At 61.0% G+C, this 20393-nt stretch carries 19 protein-coding genes and 1 tRNA gene; 9 read left to right on the plus strand and 11 right to left on the minus strand.

Annotated elements, in window-relative coordinates; all coding sequences use genetic code 11:
- The first annotated feature begins 46 nt into the window (after positions 1-46).
- On the plus strand, positions 47-2455 hold the full coding sequence (locus tag GTP58_RS04920; protein WP_161076502.1) for a penicillin acylase family protein: 2409 nt from the start codon (positions 47-49) through the stop codon (positions 2453-2455).
- Here GTP58_RS04920 and GTP58_RS04925 read toward each other — a convergent pair.
- Entirely contained in the window at positions 2391-3602 is a 1212-nt protein-coding gene (locus GTP58_RS04925; RefSeq protein ID WP_161076503.1) for an acyltransferase family protein, read from the minus strand. The genes GTP58_RS04920 and GTP58_RS04925 overlap by 65 nt on opposite strands.
- Before the next feature lie 147 nt (positions 3603-3749).
- Between GTP58_RS04925 and GTP58_RS04930 the strand changes: the two genes are divergently transcribed.
- Entirely contained in the window at positions 3750-4373 is a 624-nt protein-coding gene (locus GTP58_RS04930; protein WP_072784046.1) for a hypothetical protein, read from the plus strand.
- Positions 4374-4375: 2 nt separating this feature from the next.
- Here GTP58_RS04930 and GTP58_RS04935 read toward each other — a convergent pair whose 3' ends face one another.
- The 6 genes from GTP58_RS04935 to GTP58_RS04960 form a co-directional block, all read right to left on the minus strand.
- A complete protein-coding gene (locus GTP58_RS04935; RefSeq protein ID WP_161076504.1) occupies positions 4376-5092 on the minus strand; it encodes a hypothetical protein in 717 nt (238 codons plus the stop codon).
- A gap of 2 nt (positions 5093-5094) precedes the next feature.
- Positions 5095-6897, minus strand: a complete 1803-nt coding sequence (locus tag GTP58_RS04940; protein ID WP_161076505.1) for a DUF3857 and transglutaminase domain-containing protein — start codon at positions 6895-6897, stop codon at positions 5095-5097.
- A gap of 103 nt (positions 6898-7000) precedes the next feature.
- Positions 7001-7414 carry a hypothetical protein gene (locus GTP58_RS04945; protein ID WP_072784052.1) on the minus strand — a complete coding sequence of 138 codons (414 nt, stop codon included), beginning with the start codon at positions 7412-7414 and terminating at the stop codon, positions 7001-7003.
- 74 nt (positions 7415-7488) lie between these two features.
- Positions 7489-8238: a LytTR family DNA-binding domain-containing protein gene (locus GTP58_RS04950; protein ID WP_161076506.1), complete on the minus strand. Its 750-nt coding sequence runs from the start codon at positions 8236-8238 to the stop codon at positions 7489-7491.
- Complete coding sequence (locus tag GTP58_RS04955; RefSeq protein ID WP_161076507.1) at positions 8226-9287, minus strand: sensor histidine kinase; 1062 nt, start codon at positions 9285-9287, stop codon at positions 8226-8228. Before GTP58_RS04955 ends, GTP58_RS04950 begins: the two co-directional genes overlap by 13 nt.
- 6 nt (positions 9288-9293) lie before the next feature.
- Entirely contained in the window at positions 9294-10928 is a 1635-nt protein-coding gene (locus GTP58_RS04960) for a Na+/H+ antiporter (RefSeq protein WP_161076508.1), read from the minus strand.
- Between the two features lie 116 nt (positions 10929-11044).
- Between GTP58_RS04960 and GTP58_RS04965 the strand changes: the two genes are divergently transcribed.
- The 3 genes from GTP58_RS04965 to GTP58_RS04975 all read left to right on the plus strand — a co-directional run bounded on the left by GTP58_RS04965 (position 11045) and on the right by GTP58_RS04975 (position 12892).
- Positions 11045-11120 (plus strand) — tRNA-Gly (locus GTP58_RS04965).
- A 146-nt stretch (positions 11121-11266) separates the two neighbouring features.
- Positions 11267-12235, plus strand: a complete 969-nt coding sequence (locus GTP58_RS04970) for a chemotaxis protein (protein ID WP_072784057.1) — start codon at positions 11267-11269, stop codon at positions 12233-12235.
- A 75-nt stretch (positions 12236-12310) separates the two neighbouring features.
- Positions 12311-12892, plus strand: a complete 582-nt coding sequence (locus GTP58_RS04975) for a DJ-1/PfpI family protein (RefSeq protein ID WP_072784058.1) — start codon at positions 12311-12313, stop codon at positions 12890-12892.
- On the opposite strand, the gene fghA is transcribed toward GTP58_RS04975, so the two are convergent.
- The gene (gene fghA, locus GTP58_RS04980) at positions 12882-13724 is read right to left on the minus strand and encodes an S-formylglutathione hydrolase (RefSeq protein WP_161076509.1); all 843 of its coding nucleotides are present in this window, start codon (positions 13722-13724) and stop codon (positions 12882-12884) included. The genes GTP58_RS04975 and fghA overlap by 11 nt on opposite strands.
- Positions 13725-13810: 86 nt before the next feature.
- Here fghA and GTP58_RS04985 point away from each other — a divergent pair, with 86 nt between their 5' ends.
- Positions 13811-14995 carry a cation:proton antiporter gene (locus tag GTP58_RS04985; protein ID WP_072784060.1) on the plus strand — a complete coding sequence of 395 codons (1185 nt, stop codon included), beginning with the start codon at positions 13811-13813 and terminating at the stop codon, positions 14993-14995.
- Positions 14995-16113: a YbdK family carboxylate-amine ligase gene (locus tag GTP58_RS04990; protein ID WP_161076510.1), complete on the plus strand. Its 1119-nt coding sequence runs from the start codon at positions 14995-14997 to the stop codon at positions 16111-16113. The genes GTP58_RS04985 and GTP58_RS04990 overlap by 1 nt, the downstream gene beginning before the upstream one ends.
- Position 16114: 1 nt before the next feature.
- Here GTP58_RS04990 and GTP58_RS04995 read toward each other — a convergent pair whose 3' ends face one another.
- Positions 16115-16840, minus strand: coding sequence for an ABC transporter substrate-binding protein (locus GTP58_RS04995; RefSeq protein ID WP_161076511.1), 726 nt, complete (start codon positions 16838-16840; stop codon positions 16115-16117).
- A 123-nt stretch (positions 16841-16963) separates the two neighbouring features.
- Between GTP58_RS04995 and GTP58_RS05000 the strand changes: the two genes are divergently transcribed.
- Positions 16964-17716 (plus strand): hypothetical protein, encoded by a 753-nt coding sequence (locus GTP58_RS05000; protein WP_161076512.1) that lies wholly within the window; start codon positions 16964-16966, stop codon positions 17714-17716.
- 4 nt (positions 17717-17720) lie between these two features.
- Here GTP58_RS05000 and GTP58_RS05005 read toward each other — a convergent pair whose 3' ends face one another.
- Entirely contained in the window at positions 17721-18713 is a 993-nt protein-coding gene (locus GTP58_RS05005) for a gamma-glutamyl-gamma-aminobutyrate hydrolase family protein (protein ID WP_161076513.1), read from the minus strand.
- 257 nt (positions 18714-18970) lie between these two features.
- On the opposite strand from GTP58_RS05005, the gene GTP58_RS05010 reads away from it, so the two are divergent.
- A complete protein-coding gene (locus tag GTP58_RS05010) occupies positions 18971-19432 on the plus strand; it encodes a KGG domain-containing protein (protein WP_072784064.1) in 462 nt (153 codons plus the stop codon).
- Positions 19433-19474: 42 nt separating this feature from the next.
- Here GTP58_RS05010 and GTP58_RS05015 read toward each other — a convergent pair whose 3' ends face one another.
- Positions 19475-20377 (minus strand): LysR substrate-binding domain-containing protein, encoded by a 903-nt coding sequence (locus tag GTP58_RS05015; protein WP_161076514.1) that lies wholly within the window; start codon positions 20375-20377, stop codon positions 19475-19477.
- Positions 20378-20393 lie beyond the last annotated feature (16 nt).

Genomic DNA, 20393 nt, shown 5'->3' on the forward strand with positions numbered 1-20393 from the left:
CTCTGGCAATATCCTCCACTAATCGTTTAAACAACATGGGGATGGTATGCAAAAGAACCGGCTGCTGGTGTGGTCCAGGCGTGTCCTGTTTATCGTATTGGCTTTACTGGTGCTGGCAATCGCCGGCGCCTGGCTGTACCTGCGCGGCAGTCTCGCACAGCTGGATGGCACGCTGAAAGCGGCCGGTCTTGAATCCACTGCCAGCATTGCGCGCGATGCGCACGGCGTGCCGGTCATCAGCGGCGGTAGCCGGAGGGACGTCGCCTATGCCACCGGTTTCGTCCATGCGCAGGAGCGTTACTTCCAGATGGATTTGCTGCGCCGTGTGGCGGCGGGCGAGTTGTCGGAGCTGTTCGGCGAACGCGCGCTGCCGCTGGATAAATCCCACCGCCTGCACCGCTTCCGTGCGCGTGCCGAACTGGCGGTCAAGTCCATGCCCGCCGCCGATCGTGCGCTGTTGGAGCGTTATGTGGCAGGCGTCAACGCAGGTTTGAATGCCCTCAGCGCCAAGCCGTTCGAGTATGCGCTGGTCGGCATGCCGCCGCGCGCGTGGGCGCCGGCCGACTCGCTGCTGGTGATCTGGGCGATGTATTTTGACCTGCAAGGCAGCCAGGAACCGCGTGAACTGGCGCGTGGCTGGTTCAAGGAACATACGACCGAAGAGCAGCGCGCCTTCCTCGCGCCGGAAGCGTCACCATGGGACGCGCCGCTGGATGCGAACAGCATTGCCGCCAGCGACATCGCCATCCCTGCTGCGCCGCCGGCATGGTGGGGCAAGCCGAAAGCGGCAGATGCGCCAGCGCCGGCCAAAGTGGCGGCGGCTGAATTCCTCAATACCGTTGGCAGCAACAACTGGGCGGTGGCCGGCAGCCGTAGCGATACCGGCGCCGCCATCGTGGCCGATGATATGCACCTCGGCATCCAGCTGCCCAACACCTGGTACCGCGCAGCCTTGCAATTCCCGGACGGGAAGGGCGGCCAGCGGCGCCTGGTGGGCGTGACGCTGCCAGGTACGCCGTTTGTGGTGGTGGGCAGTAACGGCCGTGTAGCGTGGGGCTTCACCAACAGCTATGGCGACTACATGGACTTCATTGCACTGGACACGGATGCCTCCAGGCCCGGCCAGGTACGCACGCAGGCGGGTTGGGAGACGCCGGCTGAAAACGAGGAAACCATTCTGGTGAAAGGCGCAGCGCCGGTCAAACTCATCGTACGCGAAACCTCGCTTGGACCGATCCGCGAAGCGCTGGGCCGCAGCTATGCGCTGCACTGGACGGCACATACGCCAGCCGCTACCAACTTCAATGCACGCAACCTGGAAGTGGTTGAGACGCTGGAACAGGCGCTGGCGATCGCGCCGACGCTGGGCATCCCGGCGCAGAATTTTGTCGGTGGTGACGACAAGGGCAATATCGGCTGGACGATCGCCGGTCCGCTGCCGCGCCGCGCACCGGCTGGCGTGGCGTCGACCTATCCGATGACGGCCGATGATGCGGCGGGCATATGGCAAGGCTGGCTGGCGCCGGAGGAGTATCCGAAAGTGATCAATCCCGCCGATGGCCACATCGCCACCGCCAACAGCCGCCAGCTGGCAGGCAACGGCGCGGAGAAGATCGGCGACGGCGGTTTTGACCTCGGCGCGCGCACGCATCAGGTACGCGACGACCTGGCGGCGCTGGGAGCGAAGACGGACGTGAAAAAAGTCTACGCCATCGGCCTTGATGACCGTGCCGTATTCCTGACGGCCTGGCGTGAGCGCGCGCTGGCCACGCTGGATGCCAAGGCGATCAACGGCAACGCGCAGCGCACCGAAGCGCTGGCGCTGTTGAAGAATAACTGGAGCGGCAAGGCCAGCGTGGATTCCGCCGGCTACCGCATCACGCGCGGCTTCATGTACGCCGTGTACGACATCCTGTACGAGAGCGCCAACGCCGAACTGGCCAGGGTCGATAGCAAAGCTAGCATGGCGTCGGTCAGCTCGCGCTGGCCGGTGGTGGTGGCGCGCCTGCTGGACCAGCAGCCAGCTGCCTGGCTGCCACCGCAGTACGCGGACTGGCAGGCCTTGCAGCTTGCCGCCATGGACCGCGTCATCAAGGACCTGACCAAGGACGGCCAGCCGCTGGCCAAGGCGACCTGGGGCCAGCGCAATACGGCGGCCAGCGCGCATCCGTTTGCAGCGGTGCTGCCGGTAGTGGGCAAATACCTGAAGGTGGCGCCGGATATGCTGCCGGGCGACCAGCACATGCCGCGCGTGTCCGGTCCAACGTTTGGCCAGTCGGAGCGCCTGACCGTGTCGCCGGGCCATGAAGAGCAGGGCATCTTCAACATGCCGGGCGGCCAGAGCGGCCATCCCTTGTCGCCTTACTTCCTGGATGGCCGCATGGACTGGGTTACTGGCCGTGAGTCGCCGCTGCTGCCGGGACCTGCGCAGCATACGCTGACGTTTGTGAAGTAAGCGGGCCGAGACCGAACAGTGGGCGCAGCACGGCGATGCGGCGCACCACTTCAAAGACACCGAAGCTGAAGCCGAAGGTCAGCACGATCAGGAACACGCCTTCGATGCCTGGCGCCAGCTTGATTGGCTTCATCCAGTGCGCCATGCTGACGATCAGCGTCTGGTGCAGGATGTAGACCGGGAACACGGCTTCGGTCAGGTAGCGGCGTTTGGCGCTGTCGAAATTCAGATGGCGGCGGCCGAACCCGCACACGGTCAGGATGGGCGTCCACTGGCACAGGCAGTAGATGACGCGGAATACCGGCCGCCATTGCTGGACTTCCGGCGTATTGGCCAGCGCTTCCGGCATCGACCAGTAGCACACGATCAGCGCCCAGCTGGTGAGCCACAGGCCAAGACTGGTCCAGCGCAGCGTTTCGATTTTCGCCCACAGGCCGCCTTGCACCGCCATCAGCGCGCCCAGCGAGAACAGGAAGAAGTACTGGGCGTGGTTGTACCAGTCATTGGTCAGCGCGTGTGTGGCGGGGAAGCGGTCGGCCAGCGTGAAGCGTGCGATGGCCAATACCAGCACCGGCAGCACCACAATCGTCCAGCCGCTGAGCAGGCGGCCCATTGCATCGCTGGCTTTCTGGAAGCGCGCGCCCAGCAGCCACACGATCAAGCCGGCTATCATGGTGTAGGCCCACAGATAGGCGACAAACCACAGGTGGTTCCAGGTCGGCATGGCGAGGCAGTCGCTGCCACGGCAGAAGCCATGGTAGCCGCTCACATACAGCCGCATGAATTCGGCGTAGCTGCCCTGGTAGGCGACTTTTTCCACCACTTCGAAATACGCCTGTGGCGGCACGATCACGAACATGCCGAAGATCAGCGGCACCAGCAGCCGCCAGCTGCGCTGCCTGAGCAATGCGCCGACGCGGAATTTTTTCAGCATGAAGGCAGTGGCCACGCCCGAAATCATGAACAGCAGGCCCAGACGCCATGGCGACGACAGGATCATCAGCGGCTCGATGGCATCGCTGGCGAAAGGACTTTTCACGTGCCAGTCCCAGGTCACGTAGTACATGCCGGTGTGGTAGAAGATCAGCACGCAGAAGGCGAAAATCCGTATCCAGTCGAGGAAGTAGAGGCGGTTGTTATGATTCATTCTGGCTCCTTTTTGTAATGAATCCAGATTAATGGCGCCCCGTGCCTGCGTCCATCGCCGTGGGGCGAAATGGGCGCATTTTGGGGTGAGCCGGACTTGTTTAGTTGATACAATCAATCTCCGCCCAACCAACTGGAGGTAACTTTTATGAAGATTGCCGATGTCGATTTAAGCGTGACCAATGATGGGTTTCTGAAGGTGGACGCCATGGCGACCACGCCAACCCTGGGCTGGACCAATGTTGGCCTGCAGCCTGTGGAATACGTGATGTTTCCGGGAGACGGTGTTCTCGATATCCAGCTTGTGGGCACGGCGCCGGTGGGCGCCGCTGCCACCAGCATCGGACACTTTCCGGTCAGTGTGGTCGTCAGTGACAAGCCTGAAGTGAGGGGTGTTCGCATCAGCTGGCAAAATGAGCGGCTGATTACGGTATTGAGGGCGGTAAAAAATGCAGAAGATATCGGCAAGGCGCCGATATTCCTGGAGGCTGGTTCGATTCAGGGCGATCAGCTGTTTCTGAACGTGCGCTATGCCGGCGGCTGCGGGCCGCACAGTTTTCAGCTTGGCTGGGATGGTGCGTTCCTGAAGTCCTTCCCGCCACAGATCATCCTGCGCTTGAGCCACAACCCGTTGCAGGACGAATGCAAGGCGGTGCAGAGCGAGCTGCTGCAATTTGATCTATCGACCGCGCTGGGCGAGACGCCGCCTGAACTCATGAAGATTCACGTGGCCTCGGTGCAGAATCAGATCTCGATTGACGTCCCCAGGTAGCGTCAATTGCACTGGTAGATTTCCAGTGCCCCGTTATCAGCTGCGCCGTCCGCGACATGCCAGCCGGTGAGGCCAAACGGGGTTTTGACGAGCAAGGTGGTGCCGGTTTTTTGATCCTTCCCGGGTTGCAGGCCGATCACGAAGGCTGTCGATCCTGGCGCGAGTGTCGCCACCACGTTTTTGCTGGCAGGCGATTCAAAAAGCCGGACCGTGCCTTGTACCTGCGTTTCTGTGCCGATGTAGATGAGTGGCTGCACGGCTTCGGCGAGCGCTTTTTCTTTTTGAACGATCTTCCTGGTATAGCGCGGCCCGCATAGCGACAGGTGCAGCTGGTTCAGATACGCCATGCCGTTCCCCGCGAAATACCATTCTGCGTCGTCAGGATTGAAGACGGCATACTTGCCCAGCACCGCCCCTGTCACCACGTCCACCAGCTCGTAGTAGGAAGGGAAGTGCATCATGTCTTCGATCATGTCGACATGGACTTTCAGCTGAGGCCCGAAACTGACCGTGCCGAGACGCGTCCTGTTGTAGTAAGCCTTGTCGTAGTCGCCTTGTGGTACTGGCTTGCCGCTCCACTTCACAAACTGCGATGCGGATTCGACGTGGATATGCGGCGCCACTAGCGCCTTGTCGTTAAACAGCGGCGCGGCGCCGGACGGCGCCGGTGCTATCGCAGTCAGAAATACCGCGATCAGCTTTAAGGGAGAGATGGACATGTCTAGTTCGCGGATGCCGAGGCGCCCGGCAGGTCAGGCACTTGCAGGATGAACTGGCTGCGCAGGTCGCGCACCATTTTCTTGATGTCGGCCTGCATGGCCAGTTGATCTTCCGGCGTGCAGACTTTGGTGCCGGCCTTGCCGCTTTTGAGGCTGCGTTCAATCACCAGCTTGCCCTCGGTCTGTTTGAACCTGGCATGGTACTGGAAGTAGGGACTGGCGATGTCCACGTCGGGCGGCACGGCCAGCAGCCTGGCGTTCTGAGGAAACTGGTAGCTTGCCTGCTCTTCGAAGTCGTTCTCATAGCAGATGAAAGGCTGGGTGCGGGTCGTTTCGTTGGTCATCCTGAACACCTGATTCCACAGCCCTGCATACAAGCTGCTCGCTGCAACCAGGCCAACCGTTCCTGGCAGGTAGGCCCAGTTTTCTCCTTTACCATGCAAGCTATATTGATAGCCTTTGCCGGTGTTCGTATTATCCGGATCACCGGCGTCCACAGTGCCGCTGCCTTTGATGCCATTTGCCTTGAGCAGGTTTTCGACGAAGCGGCTTTGGTCGTTCTTGTTCCAGTTTTGTATTTCGGTGCGGATCTCTTCTTCCCAGACGCCCAGATTGTCGCGTGTGAATCTGAATTGGGCTGAGCCGTCTGCGGCAATCTGCACCGTATAGACATTTTTGACCTTGCCCGATTGCGATACCGGCGTATGGCCCATGGTGCCAGTCCGCGTCAGGATGACCTGCTTGTCCAGATCCCAGAACGGCAGATAGCCAACCGCGAGATTGTTTGCAGTTGAATCGATGTATAAATCGAGACCGGGAATATACGTAATCACATGATTGAACGGCTCCATGTGGGCTACCGGTGACAGCTTGTAGGCGCTGCCATAGTTGATCAGTGCTGGCGTGCTGTCGATGCCTACAGCACCCAGCATGGCCTCCATCAGCGCAACGTGGTCCTTGCAATCGCCGTAGCGGTTCTCCAGGATTGATTCTGCGCTGTGCGGTTCGATGCCGCCATTGCCAATGTAGACTGCGACGTAGCGGATATTCTTGCGTACCCAATTGCCGATGGCATGTGCTTTGTCGCGCGGATCGCTGCTCCCTTGTACCAGTTCACGCGCCTTGGCTTCGATATGCGGCGTAGCCTTGGCGGCTGCCTTGGCAGCGCGGTCGTACGAGAGGCCGATGGTGCCGTAGCTGTCGAAGGTCGAGACAATCAGGTACTGTCCGTAGTCGGAGTAAGCAACCGCGTCGGCTTCAATGCGCGCATTGTCGGCAGGCAGATAGTCCCAGCGGTAGACGGTGCGGTTCTCGTGCTGTTCCGGCGGGCTGGCCAGGTAGCCGCGTTCGTCGACTTTGAGCTGCATGTCCGCGGGCAGGTCGTAGATCAGGGTCTGCTGTTTGGTTGGATTGAAGTAAGGCGTGGTCCTGTCATAAAACTGGCCACTAAACTGCGCACTGCTGCGCTTTCTGCGGATTTTTGAATACAGCTTATCGCCCACCTCAACCTCGGCATAGATCAGCGTTTTAATCTGCATGTCCTGGAACATGGGCGCACCCGCGTAGGCTGGTTCCTGCTGCAGCTTGATCTGGCCGGGCAGCACCGCGATGCGGCGGCCATCGGGTTTTTCCGTGTAGGCTTCGTCGATCTCGACGTCTTCCAGCGTGCGGTTGAAATGGAACTGACGCTGAGCCTCACCGGCAATGGCGCGCTGTTCATTCAGCTGCACCAGCGTTTCTTCCGTCACCATATAGCTGCCGTCACGCTGGACGACGAAGTGCTGCAGGTTTTTTAATACGGACACCGATCTGTCAGTGCCATCATCAGCTGCTAAAGCGTGGGAGGAAAGCAGGGCTGCGGCGCACAGCGCCGCGAGTAACTTCAATTTCATTGAGTGCTATTTCTTGTTATTGGATGATGTCGTAGTCTTGCGTGTCGATGACTTTCTTGTCGATCGAAACAACCACGCGGTAATGGCCAGGATCAAAGCCGCTGGCAGGCATGCGCCAGTACATGCGGTATGGGCTGGCTTCCAGCCTCATGTTCTTGTCGCGCACGGCGACGACCTTATCGCCTTCATACCAGGTCCAGTTGACAGCGTGGGTACCGGCGCTACCCGCTTGCGGGTCCCATTTGAGGCGGGTGATAACGACCAGCGTATCGCGCTGGTGGATTTGCGTTTGCGGGATTTCTTCAAACGCTGCGCCGTTGCGCGCTGCGGTGACCAGGCCGCCATTTGGCGTGATCTGGTCGACATTGATGGAGGCGCAGCCCTGCATCGAGCACAGTACCGCCAGGCTGGCAGCGATCTTTTTCATCATGTCCTTACGTCCCTATGAAATTAGTTGAACGGATTGTAAGGAGATTGCTGCGTGCGGAAATACACCATTTGTCACTATTTACAAAGCGATACAAGACGGGCTTCGACGTCGGCGCGGTATTGGCGGCTCAGCGGAACACGGGCGTCGCCGCGCAGCAGCAGTTCGCCATCGCCTTTGTCGAGATTGACGATGCTGGCGATCCAGTTCAGCTGCACGGCAGCGCGGCGGTGGCAGCGGATGAAGCGCGGGCCCAGCTTGTCCAGCAGGCCAGCCAGGGTCTGGCGCATCAGTGGCTCGCCCTCGGCGGTGTGCAGAATGACATAGTTGTCAGCCGTTTCTATCCATTGGATGTCGTCTACCTTGACCACGCGCGTGCCATTGCGCTCGGGGACCAGCAGCTGTGCGACGGCGGGCAGGGCTTCAGCCAGCGCCGCTGCTGCCGGTGCTGCCGATGCTGTGACAGCGCGCTGCGGCAGCCGTTCGCGTACGCGCTGCATGGCGCGTTGCAGGCGCGTCTGGTCGTAGGGCTTGAGCAGGTAGTCGATGGCATTGGCGTCGAAAGCGCGGATGGCGTATTCATCGTAGGCCGTCACAAACACCACCAGCGGCGCCGGTTCCGGCAGCGAGGCGGCGACATCGAGGCCGGTAATCTCGGGCATCTGAATGTCCAGCATAAGCACATCGGGCGCGAACGTGGACAGGCGCTCCAGTGCTTCAACACCATCGCGCGCTTCTTCGATGGCGCTGATGCCGGGTTCCTGCGCCAGCATGCGGCGCATTTTGTCGCGGGCAGGACGTTCGTCGTCAACGATCAGGATACGCATGGCAGTCTCACTTCGGCCCGCACGCCGGCGGGTGACAATTGAATCAGGTCGAACGTGGCGCGCTGGCCGTACAAGGCTGCCAGCCGCTCGCGCAGATTGCGTACGCCGATGCCATGGCCAGACGGGCCACCGGCGGCCAGCATGCCACGGTCATCTTCCAGCCGCAGCACCAGCAGGCCCTGCTCGCGCTGCACCGAGATGTGGATGGCTGCCGGCTGTCGTTGTTTTTCAACCGTGTGTTTGAAGATGTTTTCCAATAGCGGCTGCATGCTCATGACCGGTACTTCACAGGCCAGCAGCGAGTCATCGATCTGCCAGCTGATGCTGACGCGGTCCGAGAAGCGTTCGCCCATCAGCGCTGCATAACCGCGCAGCAGGCGCAGCTCGGTCTCCAGTGGTACCAGGTGGCGCTCGCCGACATCCAGCGTGGCGCGCAGCACGTCGGACAGCTGGATCAGCATGGCATCGGCACGCTGCACGTCGCTGTACATCAGCGATGAAATCGTATTGAGTGCGTTGAACAGGAAGTGCGGCTGCATCTGCTGGGTTAAGCGCAGCAGCTGCGCCTCACGCAGCGAGGCGTTGGCGCGCTCCACGCGCAGCCGCTCTTCCAGCATGGCGTAAAACGACAGCACGCCAAACACGATGCCGGTGAAGGTGGTAAAGAATACCGTGATCTTCACGTCTTCATACAGGAAGGTCTGCGGCCATGGCGTGTGGGTATAGACCTGTCCATTCAGCGCATACACCGCATGGCGGATACCAAAGGCCACCGGGACGAAGACGATCCAGTACATCGGCAGCCACACCAGCTGCCGTGCAAACCAGCGTATCGGCGAGGAAACCAGGCCGTCATACTTGCGTGTCAGACGGCGCTGCGTCACCAGCAGCAGGGTGCAGGTGAAGGCCGACGAAGTCTCCCACAGGATCGGCTTCCAGTACTCATGGCCGCCGTCGCGAATGTATTCTTGCACGGCAGTCGATACCATCAGCGCCCAGAACAAAATCCAGGCGAGGATCAGCAGCAGTCGGGTGCGGGAACGTAGCATCGGTGGTTAGCGGTAGCGTGCTTCCATCAGGTCGATCTCGCGTACCAGCTTGCGCGAGATCTCGTCGGAGATATGGTCATGGCGGGCCAGGTCGAATACCGTGCGGCGCTCTGCCGCCAGCGCCGCCAGCCGCAGTTCCTTTTCTGCATAGTCGGTCTTGCGCCATGCCTGCTCGGTGTCCGGATCCACCTCTTTGAGCTTGTGCTCATAAAACGCGATCACACGCGCCGCGGCTTGCGGGTAGACTTCCGGATCGATGCAGGCGTCGGATTCCATCAACGCGATCTGGGTCTTTTCAATCGCGGTAATCGCCGCGTTGGCGGCGGCGCGGCGGGCAATGTCTTCTTCCTGCTGCTCTTCCGGCTCGGCCGGGAAGGTCATGCCGGCCAGCAGGCGCGGCAGGCCGATGCTGGCGACCAGCAGTGAAATCAGGATCACCGAACAGGCCAGGAAGATGGTCAGTGCGCGCGCGGGGAAGGGCGAGCCATCCGGCAGCGCCAGCGGCAGCGTCAGCACGCCGGCCAGCGTGATGGTACCGCGCGCGCCGGCCAGCGTGGTTGCCAGCAGCAGGCGTGGATTGATCTTGTGGCGCGGACGGTGACGCACTTTTTGCTTGAAGATGGTGAGGCGCAGCGACGCCCACACCCACACCATGCGCAGCACCAGCAGGCCGAAGGTGATGGCAAACGCGTAGGCCACCAGCCACCAGCGGTTCACATGGCCGCTTTCCTCCAGCGAGGTACCAGCCAGCAGGAAGATGTCCGGCAATTGCTCGCCCAGCAGCACGAACATCACGCCGTTCAGCGAGAACTGCACGGTGTCCCACACGGCCGAACGCTGGATGCGCGTGTTGGCGTGCGCGTGGCCGCTCAGCTCCACGTAGCTCATGGTGATGCCGGCCGCCACTGCGGCCAGGATGCCCGATGCGTGCAGGCGCTCCGCCACCAGATAGGCGCCAAATGGGATCAGCAGGTTGACCAGGATCGGCGAGCCAGGCGGTTCGCCGAAGTGGCGCACCAGCCAGCGCTGCGCCCAGGTCACCACCAGGGTCAGGCCGACGCCGGCGGCAAGCCCCGCGATCACCAGCCAGATAAAGGTGAGGGTGGCGGTTTGCAGCGAGAAGGCGCCCGTCATGGCGGCCGCCACGGCAAAGCGGAAGCACACCAGGCCGGAGGCGTCATTGAGCAGCGATTCGCCTTCCAGAATGTGCATCAGCCGTTTCGGGATGGGCGCGCTGGAGGCGATCGAGCTGACCGCGATCGGGTCGGTCGGCGAGACGATGGCCGCCAGCGCAAACGCCACTGGCAGCGGCATGGCGGGTATCAGCCAGTGAATCAGGAAGCCGGCGCCGACCACGGTGAACACCACCAGTCCGAGCGCCAGTTCAAGGATGGTGCCTTTGTCGCGCAGCAGGCCGCTTTTGGGAATGCGCCAGCCGTCCAGGAACAGCAGCGGCGGCAGAAAGACCAGGAAGAACAGGTCCGGCTCCAGGTCCACGCCATGCGAGGACTTGGCGGCAATCAGTGCACCGAGGGCGATCTGCACCAGCGGCAGCGGTATGGTACGCGGCAGCACACGGCGGATGTAGGCGCTGGCCACCACGGCCAGCAGCATAATCAGCACAACTTCAATTGAATCCATTCCCTTCCTTCTATCCCGGTAGTAAAACGGCTTAAGCTTACACTATTGGCAGTTCGGTAAAAAGTTGGGTGGTACTCTGGCGGAACGGAAATCTTTCTGTCATAATACTGCCTTCTGCGGGAGTAGCTCAGTTGGTAGAGCGCAACCTTGCCAAGGTTGAGGTCGAGAGTTCGAGACTCTTCTCCCGCTCCAGAATTCAGTAGCACATCAAAAGGAAGCCCACGGGCTTCCTTTTTTGTTGTTTATCGTTCTCCAATACAACATCTTCCCCTCAAAATGTGACGCGGCCCAGTGGCAAACGTTATACTGGGTGAGGACCACCGAAGGAGACGAAACCCATGAAATCTGTTCAACAGGAAGTTGATGAGCGCAGTAACCTAACCAACTCCAACAAATTCGAACTCCTCCTGTTCCGCCTGGGCGGTGACGCCAACGGCGAACATTCCGAGCTGTTCGGTATTAACGTCTTCAAAATCCGCGAGATCGTGGCAATGCCCGAAGTAACTGCTGTGGCCGGATCCCCGCCACACATGCTGGGCGTAGTGAACCTGCGCGGACAAATCATCACGGTGCTGGATTTGCCAGGCATTGTCGGTGTGACCCCAAAAACTGGTCTGAATATTATGCTGGTCACTGAATTCGCGCGCACCACGCAAGCGTTCGCGGTCGAATCGGTGGATGAAATCGTCCGTCTGGACTGGAGCCAGGTGCTGACGGCCGAAGGTACGGCTGGCGGCAAGGTCACCAGTATCGCGCGCGTCGACGGCGATACCCAGAACACCCGCCTGGCGCAGGTGCTGGACGTGGAAACCATCCTGCGTGAGCTGGTGCCGCCGGAGCGTGCGGACATTGACCCGGAAACCATCGGCCCGAAAGTGCTGCTGAAACCGGGCGCGGTCGTGCTGGCCGCCGACGATTCCGTGGTGGCGCGCAACCTGATCGAAAAAGGTCTGGAAGCGATGGGCGTGCACTTCATCATGACCAAGTCGGGCAAGGAAGCCTGGGATCGCCTGCAGTCGATTTCCGAAGGCGCCAAGGCCGAAGGCGTGCCAATTGGCGACCGTGTCGCCATGGTGCTGACCGACCTGGAAATGCCGGAGATGGACGGCTTTACGCTGACCCGCCTGATCAAACAGGACCCGCGCTTCGGCAAGATTCCTGTCGTGATCCACTCTTCGCTGTCCGGCAAGACCAATGAAGATCACGTCAAGGGCGTGGGCGCCGATGCGTACGTGGCCAAGTTCTCGGCAGAGGATCTGGCTGGCACCATCCGCAATGTGCTGGGCAAAGCCGCCGCCACCGCGTAATAAAAAAACAAGGTAGTATAGGAGGGCCGCAATGGAAACATTGCGGCCCTTTTCACTTCTCAGAAAGGATCTACCGTGGCAGCGAAAAAGATACTGTTTTTGACGGGCGACTTTGCAGAAGACTATGAAACCATGGTGCCGTTCCAGGCGCTGCAAGCGGTGGGCCATACGGTGCACGCGGTGTGCCCGGACAAGAAGGCCGGCGACACCGTGAAGACCGCCATCCACGATTTTGAAGGCGACCAGACCTATACCGAAAAGCCGGGCCACCTGTTTGCGCTGAATGCAAACTTCGACGACGCCGATGTCAGCAAGTACGATGCGCTGGCGATTGCCGGCGGCCGCGCGCCGGAGTATCTGCGCCTGAAGCCGCGCGTGATTGAGCTGATCCAGCAGTTCGCTGCCGCCAACAAGCCGATCGCGGCGATCTGCCATGGTGCGCAATTGCTGGCCGCAGCGGATGTCATTCGCGGCAAGACCATTTCCGCTTATCCGGCCTGCGCGCCGGAAGTCAAGCTGGCGGGCGCGCAGTATGCCGACATTCCGGTGGACCAGGCGGTCACCGACGGCATCTTCGTGACGGCGCCGGCATGGCCGGCGCATCCCGCGTGGATCGCCCAGCTGCTGCAAAAACTGGGCACGGAGATCAGGCTGTAAGATTCCGTGCGTGGAAGCGCAGGTGGTCTTCGATGAAGGTCGAGATGAAGTAGTAGCCGTGATCGTAGCGCTGGTGCCGACGTAAGGTCAGCGGCTGCGCTGCGGTCTGGCAGGCCGCTTCAAACGCTTCCGGATACAGCTGCTCCTGCAGGAATTTGTCGCCCAGGCCCTGGTCGATCAGGATACCGTTGGGGAAGGGCGTGTGCGCCTGCACCATCAGCAGGCTGGCGTCGTAGGCCGCCCATGCGGTCTTGTCCTCGCCCAGATAACCGGTGAAGGCCTTGATCCCCCATGGGCACAGCGACGGCGCGGCGATTGGCGCAAACGCGGACACGGAACGGAACACGTCCGGCCGTTTCAGCGCCATCGTCAAGGCGCCATGGCCGCCCATCGAATGGCCGAAGATGCCGATGCGCTGGGCATCGGCAGGCAGTTCCTGGCTGACCAGTTCACGCAATTCGTGAATGTAGCTGTACATGCGATAGTGTCTGGACCACTCGGGCTGGGTGGCGTCCAGATAGAAGCCGGCGCCGAGGCCGAAGTCCCAGTGGTTGGTTTCGCCGTCCACACCGGCGCCACGCGGGCTGGTGTCCGGCGCAATCAGCATCAGGCCCAGTTCAGCGGCCATGCGCTGTGCGCCTGCCTTGACCATGAAGGTCTCTTCGGTGCAGGTGAGGCCGGCGAGATAGAACAACGCAGGCACGCGGCCTTGCGCCGCTTGCGGCGGAATAAAAACCGAGAAGCGCATCGGCAGGCCGATCTCGCGCGATTCGTGACGGTAGAAGCGCTGCACCCCGCCGTAGCAGGCGTGTTCACTGACCATTTCCAGCATAATTGTTTCCTTATGTTTTCCAGCGCACAGTGATAAAGCTGGTATCAGGTCAGAATTGTACAAGTATCTTTAAAAAGGAGAAGTACATGCCGGATATTCAAGCCATCTTGGCTGATCTGGGCTGGCCGCTGGCAATTGCAGTGGCATGGCTGACGGGTGAATTCGTGCATCGCTGGACGCGCCTGCCGCGTATCAGTGTTTACGGTTTGATTGGTTTTTTACTGGCGCAGGCTTTTCCGGAGGCGCTCAGCAGCGGCGCCTCGAGCAATGTGACCATCCTGGCGAATCTCGCATTTGGTCTGATCCTGTTTGAATTTGGTTACCGCATCAATCTGCACTGGCTGCGGATTAATCCCTGGATTGCGGTCAGCGGCCTGGCGGAATCGGCGGCGACCTTCGGCGTGGTCTATCTGATCGCGCATCTCACCGGCATGCCGCCGCTGACCTCCCTGTTACTGGCGTCGCTCGCCATGTCCACTTCGCCGGCCGGCGTGCTGCGCGTGATTAATGAAGAAGACAGTTCCGGCCAGGTGACCGAGCGGGTGCTGCACCTGGTGGCGATCAATAGCGTGATTGCGCTGTTTGTATTCAAGGTAGTGGTGGGTTTCTGGGTGTTCCAGACCTCCGGCAGCCTGACGCAGGCGGTGTCGCACAGCGGCATCGAGCTGCTGGTGTCGGCGGCAATGGGCGCGGTGATGGGTTTTATCGTGCCGCCGGTGCTGCGCCGCCTGGGCGCGCTGGCGCGTGACGGCACGATTGCGTTTGCGCTGGGCGTGATCCTGCTGGTGGCTGCCTCGCGCGCGTTTGACGTGTCGCCGGTGCTGGCGACGCTGACCTTCGGCCTGACGGCGCGCCACAAGCGCGTGGCTTTCAGCCGCACCGAGCGTAACTTTGGCGGCATCGGCGAGTTGCTGACCGTGCTGCTGTTTGTGTTTGCCGTCTCGACGCTGGAATGGGAGCGCGTGGTCGATGGCGCCGGCCTGGCGGCCGTGCTGCTGCTGGCGCGCTTTGTGGTCAAGGCGGTCAGCGTGGGCGCGTTCGCGCACGTCAGCGGCATCACTTGGCGCAAGGGACTGCTGACCGGTATCGCGCTGTCGCCGATGTCGGTGTTTGTCACGCTGCTGCTGGAGCAGACGAAATACATGGGAATCGTGCTGGTGGACGAACTGGCCGCACTGGCGGCGATGACGCTGCTGCTGGAAGTGGTCGGCCCCGTCATCACGCAACGCGCGCTGCACTGGGCGGACGAAACCCCGAAGGAGGCTAAATAATGGCATTGGAAGAATTCAAATCATCGCAGCCGCTCACCATGGGCGTGGAGCTGGAGCTGCAACTGGTCAGCCTGTCGGACTTCGATCTGACGGCGTCCAGCCCGGACCTGCTGCATCTGTTGAACCGCAAGCCTTTCCCCGGCAATGTGACGCCGGAGATCACCGAGAGCATGATCGAGATTAACAGCGATGTGCACACCAATCACACCGAGCTGGTGGCGCAGTTGCAGCTGATCCGCGACACGCTGGTCCAGGCTGGCGAACAGCTCAACATCGGCATTTGCGGCGGCGGTACGCATCCATTCCAGAAATGGGCGGAGCGGCGGATTTTCTCCAAGCCGCGCTTCAAGGAAGTGTCCGAGCTGTATGGCTATCTGGCCAAGCAGTTCACGATCTTTGGCCAGCACGTGCACATCGGCTGCGCCTCCGGCGACGATGCGCTGTTCCTGCTGCATTCCCTGAGCCGCTACGTGCCGCACTTTATCGCGCTGTCGTCGTCTTCGCCGTACGTGCAGGGTAATGACACGCTGTTCAACTCTGCGCGTCTGAACTCGGTGTTTGCATTCCCGATGAGCGGCCGTGCGCCGTTCATGCAGCATTGGTCCACGTTCGAGAACGAGTATTTCTCGAAGATGGAGCACACCGGCGTGATCAAGAGCATGAAGGACTTCTACTGGGACATCCGGCCCAAGCCGGAGTTCGGCACCATCGAGCTGCGCGTCTGCGATACGCCGCTGACGGTGGAGCGGGCGGCGGCGCTGGCGGTGTATCTGCAGGCACTGTGCCGTTATCTGCTGGAGCGCAAGGAAGAACCGCCGGCCGAAGATGACTACCTGGTCTACAACTACAACCGCTTCCAGGCTTGCCGTTTTGGCCTGGACGGCACGGTGGTGCATCCGAAGACGTACGAGAGCGTGTCGCTGCGCGAGGATATCCTGACCACGCTGCGCAAGATGGAGCCGCATGGCGTGGCGCTGGGCAGCACGGCGGGCTTGCAGCATCTGATGCAGGTCACGCACGAGGGCAGCGACGCGCATTATCTGCGCCAGCAGTTCGACAGCAGTGGCAGCGTGGAAGGCGTCGTGGATGCGGCGATTCACCGCTTCCGCGGCCGCTGATCTACCGGAAAGTGATTGCCTTGTTCAGGCGGGCGATCACCTCGTCCGGCACCGCTTTGCTGCACATGATGTAGCGTTCGGGGCCGCGCGGCATGTCCTTCAATGACAGCAGGCGCAGGTTGTTGGCGTCGGCGGCGTGCTGCTTGAGCAGGTAGCTGCCTTCCTCGTCCGACACGAACATCAGGTCGACGGCGCCCTTGCTGACCGACTGCACCATCTTGACGGTGGACGCGGTGGACACTGCCATCACGGGATGCCACTGCCGGATGTACGCATCCAGTCCGCCATACGAATAGTTATCCTTGACCAGCACACGGATGTCGCGCTGCCGCGTGAGTTCGTCCAGCGTGGCGATGCCGCGCGCGGCAAAGGCGTCGTTGGTCAGCACCAGCCAGGTGCGGTCGCGATAAATCGGCCTGGTGAACTTGGCGTATTGCAGCCGGTCCGGCAGCATGAACCAGCCGACCGCGCAGTTCAGACTTTTGGCGTCCTTGACCATCGCCAGTTGGCGGTTGGTGGGAACCTTGTGCCACTGCACGGGAATGCCGGCAGTCTTGAACGCGTGGACCGTTGGCGTACCGGTCAGGCCGGATGGCGTTCCGTCCGGCAGCGGCACCATGTACGGCGGCCGCTCGCTGTAGGCGACGTGTATCGTCTCTTCCGCAACGGTGGTCAGCGGAACGAGCAGGCTGGCAAGGATCACAGCGGCGCTACGCAGGCGATTCATGAAAATCCATCCGGTGTCACAACGACCAACAGTCTACACCGGGCGATGGCATAAGATCAAAAGACATTCATTAATTGCATCATTGCGGTATGATATTCTTTTTGCATTATGGCAGTTCTTGTCATGAAAATCCTGTGTACTGCCTTGCTGGCGCTGGTGACGTTGCCCGCGCTGGCGAAAGACAACAAACAGCAGGGCTACGCAGCGCTTGCCGCAGGCCGCTATGCCGATGCTTACAGCTCATGGCTGGTACCGGCAGACTACGACGGCGATGCTGAAGCCCAGGAAGCGATGGCATTGTTGTTATTTAGCGATAAGCCGATCAGGCACCGCTTGCCTGCGCCACGCAAAGTGCTGGCCTTGCAGTTCCTGTATCGCTCTGCTTTGAACGGCTATCCCGGTGCGGTACAAAGGATGGCCTCGGGCAGCGAGGAGGGTAAGCTGGGTCTGGTTAAAGATATGGATGCTGCGGCATGTTGGCGTCGCGTGCAGGCCGGTAATACTCAGCCTATGGCATGCGCGGGCCTGACACGCTTCAAAAACAAGGCCGGCCGGGCGCAGTGTGATCAGCTGGTTATGCGAGGTGGGCACGCGAATCTGAGTGGGGCCGAGGCGGCGCAACGCTGTCTCGCCAATAAAACGCCGGCTATCCTGATTCCCATGCCGCCCCCGACGAGCAAATATATGATGACGCTGGATAAGGCGTACGGACGCTATGGCATTGAATGGATGCCTGCGGGAGATGCGTTTTCCGAGCAGAGCATGCATTTTATGGAGTCCTTCAATACGGCCATGGCCGAAAACATCCAGCGCCGCCATGGTGCGGATGTCTTCGATAAGATCCATGCCGAGATCCAGGCCGCGATGGGCTGGTAGCGGTTTAGAAGCGTGTCTCGCGCGCGACGCGCAGGAAATTGTCGAGGATGCCGGTGCAGTCCAGCAGTTCGACGCCGCCGGCGCGGTGGAATTCGGGGTGCCATTGGAGGCCCATCACAAACGGCGCCTTGCGGTAACGGATGGCTTCGATCATATTGTCGGGTACCGACAAGGCTTCCACTGACATGTCACGCCCCAGTGTCTTGACGGCCTGGTGGTGGATGGAATTCACGAGTCCCGTGCTTTTTCCCTTGAACATGCGCGCCAGCGAGGAGCCGGCCGGGAAGCTGATTTCGTGGCGGTTGCGGTCGTAGTCGTCGTTGACGTGGGCCAGTGAATCCGGCACATCGGTGGCGATGTCCTGGTACAGCGTGCCGCCAAACGCCACGTTGATGAGCTGGCAGCCACGGCAGATGCCCAGCACGGGCTTGCCCGCTTCGACAAATTCGTGCAGCAGCTCCAGTTCGTACATGTCGCGCGCGCGGTCGCCGCCCCATTCAGGCCGCGTCGGCACCTCGGAATAGCTTTGCGGTGAAACGTCCGCGCCGCCTTGCAGTACCAGGCCGTCCAGGTGCCTGGCGTAGTCGCGCAGGCGGATGTTGGACGGGTGGAGCAGGCCGTCTGTATTCACGGTCGGGATCATGAACACCAGCACGTCGCGCGACATTACCCATTGTGCAATCGACTCTTCAAGGTATTGCAGGTTCTTGCTGCGCAGGCCCGTGGCGCCAGGCTCGGGATGGAAGATGCGCGCGGAGACGCCGATGTGCAGCGGCCGCTGGATGATGTGCCGCGTGGCCGCCGCCGCGATGCGACGGTAGCGCGCCATGATGACGCGGCCCCACAGGCTGAACACGGTGTCGCCCGGGTCGAGGTAGCGCGGCGTGCCGTCGTCATGACGGGTCTTGCGGTCCTGTTTGCGCCGCTCGCCTTGGTCGCTGGCGCGGCGCTGCGGGCTGACCTGCTGCGGATCGTTGCTGTCTGGTCCGTCGCTCATGCTGATTCCTGTCTGTCTCGTATGGCATTAGTGTGCCACACGTCGAAGTCATCAGTCGCCCGGTTCAATCGGGATGCCAACCGTCTGGCTCGGCCATTGGTGACCGTGGGTCTGAATAAGCAAGGAATGTCCTACGCGGGCACAGGCTGCATGCCCTAGGTGTACCTGTCCAGAGCGCGCATGATGGCTACTCCCTGGCGTGTGCCGACAAGCGGCCTGCTAGTCCAGGAATACATTCACTTTCGGAGATACATATCATGGCAAACTCAAATCAAGGCAATCAGGGCCAGGGCAATCAAGGCAGCCAGGACAGCAAGCAATCCAAGCAAGGCGAACAAGGAGGTAAAAGCCAGCAGAGTGATACCAGTAACCGTGGCTTTGCTTCCATGGACCCTGAACGCCAGCGCGAGATTGCTGCCGAGGGCGGACGTGCCGCCCATGCTTCCGGCAACGCGCATGAATTCACGTCGGAAGAAGCGCGCGAAGCAGGTAGCCAAAGCCACAAGAACGACGGCAATCAACAGAGCGGCAGTTCGAGTGGTTCGCGCAGCTCCAGCGGTGACAGTGGCAGCAGCAAACAATCCGGCGGCAGCGGTAGCAGCGGTAGTGGCACCGGCGGTAGCAGCGACAGCAAATCCGGTTCGTCCGGCAGCACGCGCGGCGGCACCCCGGAACAACACGCAGAGGCAGGCCGTCAAAGCCATAAAAATGACAAATAACCGCTGTTAGTCTCGGTTGAAGGCGGCCACTGGCCGCCGTTTTTATGTCTGGATGGCGTCCAGCCCGGCCAGCAGTGTGGTGGCAAAAGCGGTGACCAGCGGATCGGCTTCGCGCCGTGTCGCCATGCCGACGGTGGTCAGCAAGCGGCCATGCGATAGCGTGATGAAACGTACACCCGGTGGTGCCGTCAACTGCATGCATTCCGGCACAATGGCAATCCCCAGGCCTGCTGCAATCAGATTTAGCTGCGATGACTTGCGCGACAGCGCACGGGCCGGTTTGGGGAAGAAGCCCAGCTCCAGGCACAGATTCGCCACCAGATAGCTCAGGCCCCCACGGTCTTTGTGCGGTATCGAGATGAAAGCGTATTCGCTCAACTGCGCCAGGTCCACATTCTCCAGTGCCGCGAGCGGCGAGTGCTGCGGCACGGCCACCATCAATTTTTCACTGCCGATGTCCTGCACCTGGATGTGCGGATGGCGGCGCAAGGTGGGCAGGCGCACCAGCCCGATATCAGCGCGGCCTTCTTCAATTTCCAGTGTCTGATTTTCCGACGGCAGCATGGAGACATCCAGCGTAACGCCGGCATGCACCTCCAGCGCTCGCGCCAGCGCGTTGCTGATGCGCGGTGTGAGGATCACCGAGCTCGAATGCTGCAAACGGATTACGCCTTGCGCACCTTTGCCCACGTGGCGTGCCTGCACCAGCGTGTCGTCGATATCTTCCAGGATGCGTTTGCCCCGTTCGAAAAACAGCTGGCCGGCCGGCGTCAGCTCGAACTGGCGCGCGTCGCGCGTGAGCAGCGGCGTTTGCAGCTCGTCTTCCAGCTCCTTGATCTGACGGCTCAGCGCCGACTGGGCGATGTACAGCTTTTCGGCCGCGCGCGAGTAGCTGCCGGCCTCCACGATCTCTATAAAATATTTAAACTGTTTAAGCGAAATCACCGTTATGCCGTTTCGA

Origin of the sequence: Duganella sp. CY15W, from assembly GCF_009857555.1 — a bacterium.
Taxonomy (GTDB): Bacteria; Pseudomonadota; Gammaproteobacteria; order Burkholderiales; family Burkholderiaceae_D; genus Rugamonas; species Rugamonas sacchari.